Raw genomic sequence first — 3,607 nt, forward strand, 5'->3', positions numbered from 1 at the left:
CAGGCAGGCGGCCGAGGTCGTTGAAGGTGTAGACATGGAACCCGGCAAAGAGGGGATCGCCCGCCAACTCCTGGTGAACCTCGCGGATCAGGCGTCCGCTGTCGTAGCTCAGGAAGTCGTCCCCTCGCCAGAGGGCTCCCGCCATCCCGGTCCCGCGGGCCAGTTTGAGGGAGCGGCCGATTCCGAGGCGGGCTCCCAGCGATACCAGTTTCCTGATGGAGACCGGGCCGGGGACTCCAATCCACACGGGCATCTCTATGCCGGCTTTGCGGATTGACTGGATGTACCGGCTGATTGCCTCGGCGGAAAGGCACATCTGCGTGACAATGGAGGACGCCAAAGGCGCTCTCATGAGCAGGCTGCTGCTGAGTTGTTCCTGGCTGAGCTGCGGGTGGCCTTCCGGATAACCGGCAATTCCTATGGCGAAGTCGGGTGAATAGGCGTTGACCGCCTCCAGGAGTTCTCCGCTCCAGCTGTAGGGGCCGGCGGGCGTGCGCCGGTCACCGGCCACGAGAAACAGCTCCGAGACGCCGGCCTCCTGGAGCTGCAGCAGCAGTGAATGGAGTTCTGCCTCACCCGTGATGCTGCGGGCTGCGAGATGGGGGACGGTGTGGTAACCCAGGCTCGCCAGGTGTACGGACGCCGCTACCGTCCGTGCAGGCCCGTGGTGCGGGAGGCACGTCACGCTGACGGATCCCGTGGTGTCAAAGGCCGCAGGGAGTTGCGTGAGCAGATCGGCGGACGGAACCACTTCCAGCCGTATCCTTGCAACAGCTTCTCTGCTCATTGCTCTCCGTTAGGGTTGACATTTTTTTGATGGGATATTGATATATCAGTTCTAGGAATACTATGTACAGGAGGCCTTCGCGTCAAGGCTCAGCCGTGCATCGGGAGGAGACTTGGAAATGGTAAGCGGTGGAGAACTACCGTCGGTTATTGGGGGGCCCTTCCTGCCAGCAAGGCAGGAGGACGAGTCCTACGCCGACTTCGCCTACAGGGTGCTCTGTGATGAACTGATCGTTTTGGACATCAAGCCTGGCGAACCATTGAATGACGAAGTGATTTCCAGGCGGCTCGGAGTGGGAAGGACACCCATCCGGGAAGCCATGAAGCGCCTTGAGAGCGACCACTTGGTGGTGGCGTACCCACGCCGCGGCACCTTCGCCGCCGGTGTGGACATCACGGATCTGGCTGAAATCTCGGAAATCAGGCAGCTTCTGGAGCCTGCGGCCGCAGCACGGGCAGCCCGGATGGCGTCGCCGCAGCTCCGCCAGGAGATCAAGGAATTTGCCACGGAAGTGGGCCAGCTCCTGCCAAGAACACACTCCCAGCGGGACCTGATGCGCCTGGACATGCGTGTGCACCGGATGATCTACCGGGCCACGGGGAGCCGGCATCTTGAGGATGTCCTGATCCGGTACGACAACCTGGCGACGCGGATCTGGAGCCTTGTGCTGCAGAAACTTCCTCCGGTATCCGAGCATATTGCCCAGCACATTGAGCTGCTTGAGTGCATAGCGGAAGGGGATTCCGAAGCTGCTGCGCGCCTGACCACCAAGCATGTGACGGACTTTGAGAACCTCATCAGGGCCGTCCTGTAGCCCATTGGCAGCTCACGGCCTTCGCGCCCGTGCGGATCGCATGGATCTGCACGGGCGCGGAGGCAACAACCGGGCCTAAGCGAAGCCGGTGTGCCCGCCGTGGGTCACCCGGCTGTTCCCCGGACCAAGGAACGCGACTGTTCCCGTGCGGCCTCGGTGGTGTGCAGGAGAAGCAGGGACGTGGTGACTGAGCCAACGCCACCCGGAACGGGTGTCAGCGCCCCGGCGATGCCCCGGACACTGGCTTCGTCCACATCCCCCACGAGGGAACCGTCGGAAAGGACGTTGGTGCCGACGTCGATCACAACAGCCCCGGAGGAAATGTGGCCGCCGTTCAGGAGGCCGGTACGCCCGGCGGCGACCACCACGACGTCGGCCGTCCTGGTGTATTTCTCCAGCGCCCCTGAGCTGGAGTGGCAGACGGTGACGGTGGCGTCGCGTTCCATCAGCAGCAGGGACAGCGGTTTTCCGACGACGGCGGAACGTCCAATCACGACGACGTTCCGTCCCGCCACCGGGATGTCGAAGTGGTCAAGGATCTCGGTGACGGCCCGTGCCGTGGCAGGGGCAAATGAGGGCTGGCCGACAGCGAGGCGGCCAAGGCTCAGCGGATTCGCGCCGTCGATGTCCTTCTCGGGGGCGATGTGCCCAACCAGCGCATCTGCATCGACGCCGGGAGGCAGTGGCGTCTGCAGGATGATTCCGTTCACAGATGGCTCGGAGCTGAGGTCCTTCAGGACAGAGGCCAGCACCTGTCCTGTCGCGTCGTGGCCCAGGTCCACGATCCGGCAATTGATGCCCGCGCTTTCTGCAGCCCGTTCGATGGACCGCACATACCAGAGCGTGGAGCCGTCATCGGTGGCCACAACCACTGCAAGGGTGGGGCGCAGGCCGTCGGTTTCGAGGTTCCGGGCTTCGTCGTGGGCCTTCTGCTGAATGAGCTTTGCCAGGTTTCGTCCAGAGAGGAGTGTGGTGTTCAACCGAGAATCCTTTCGCGCACGCGCTTCACGAGCGAGTCGGCTGCCAAGACGACCTTTTCCTCAAGGCCGTCCGTCTGCTCAGCCAGCCGGGAACGCGCTTCGGTGTCCTTGATGGCCACCACATTGATGTCGATGTTCACCCGTGCAGTGGTGGCAGCTGCCCGGGCAGCGTCGACGGCGGCCGCGACGTCGCTGATCACGTTGGCATTGGCCACCTCGAACAGTTCCGTGGCAAGATCCACGACGGCGCCGGCAAGGAGGATCAGTTGTGCCGGTGTTTCCGCGGCCTGGACGAGCGCGTTCTGGATGGATGCTGTCCGTGCAGCCTTGAGGTCGTCAGTACCGGCGGGGAGCTTGTAGGCATCAATGACGCCTTGGAACGCGTGCTGGTCGGCGTCCGCGAGGTGCAGGGCCTGGGCCACCAGGCCGTCGGCGCTGCTGATGATCCTGGTGACGAGTGCGGCGTGCTGTTCGTATTTCGTGCCGGTGGTGTACCTGGCCACCATGCCGACAAGTGCCGCCCCCTGGGCGGCGTGGAGTGCAGCGGCTGCGCCGCCGCCGGGGGTGGGTTCGCGCGAGGCAAGCCTGGCGAGGTAGTCGTTTATTGTTTCTGAACTGATCATGGGTCTTCCTGGGGCTGAAGCTCTAATCGACTGGCCTGGGCATGGGACGGGCAATGGAAAAGCAGCGGCCCGGACTCTGGTTGCGAGGAAACGAGTCCGGGCCGCGTGCCCTTGAATGGCAGGCGGCTGTTAGCCGCGGAGCCGGGTCATCGTGGGGTCGTACAGCGGATCGGCCGTGACCGTGGCCTGGATGCGCCGGCCAAAGTACTCGATTTCAACCGCGTCACCCACGGAGACGGCGGCGGGCAGGTAAGCGTAGGCAATCGGCTTGGCAACGGTGTAGCCATAAGCGGCGCTCGTGACGTAGCCAACTGCCTGGTCCTTGTAGAAGACAGGTTCCTTGCCCAGCACGATGCTGCGGCCGTCGTCGACCGTCAGGCAGCGAAGCCGGCGGGCGGAGTTT

The 3,607-nt window shown here is 63.8% G+C and carries 5 protein-coding genes; 1 reads left to right on the forward strand and 4 read right to left on the reverse strand.

Annotated features, from left to right (window positions below; all coding sequences use genetic code 11):
• Positions 1-787 (reverse strand): methylenetetrahydrofolate reductase (locus V6M49_RS19830; protein WP_332762881.1); only part of this gene is annotated, 787 nt, incomplete at its 3' end.
• Between the two features lie 118 nt (positions 788-905).
• Here V6M49_RS19830 and V6M49_RS19835 point away from each other — a divergent pair.
• Entirely contained in the window at positions 906-1,601 is a 696-nt protein-coding gene (locus tag V6M49_RS19835) for a GntR family transcriptional regulator (RefSeq protein WP_332762882.1), read from the forward strand.
• Positions 1,602-1,705: 104 nt separating this feature from the next.
• On the opposite strand, the gene V6M49_RS19840 is transcribed toward V6M49_RS19835, so the two are convergent.
• From V6M49_RS19840 to V6M49_RS19850, 3 genes are all read right to left on the reverse strand, one after another.
• On the reverse strand, positions 1,706-2,581 hold the full coding sequence (locus V6M49_RS19840; protein WP_332762883.1) for a bifunctional 5,10-methylenetetrahydrofolate dehydrogenase/5,10-methenyltetrahydrofolate cyclohydrolase: 876 nt from the start codon (positions 2,579-2,581) through the stop codon (positions 1,706-1,708).
• The gene (locus tag V6M49_RS19845; RefSeq protein ID WP_332762884.1) at positions 2,578-3,204 is read right to left on the reverse strand and encodes a cyclodeaminase/cyclohydrolase family protein; all 627 of its coding nucleotides are present in this window, start codon (positions 3,202-3,204) and stop codon (positions 2,578-2,580) included. Before V6M49_RS19845 ends, V6M49_RS19840 begins: the two co-directional genes overlap by 4 nt.
• 129 nt (positions 3,205-3,333) lie before the next feature.
• A partial coding sequence (locus tag V6M49_RS19850) for a glycine cleavage T C-terminal barrel domain-containing protein (RefSeq protein WP_332762885.1) occupies positions 3,334-3,607 on the reverse strand: 274 nt, incomplete at its 5' end.

Source organism: Pseudarthrobacter sp., from assembly GCF_036675385.1.
GTDB lineage: Bacteria > Actinomycetota > Actinomycetes > Actinomycetales > Micrococcaceae > Arthrobacter.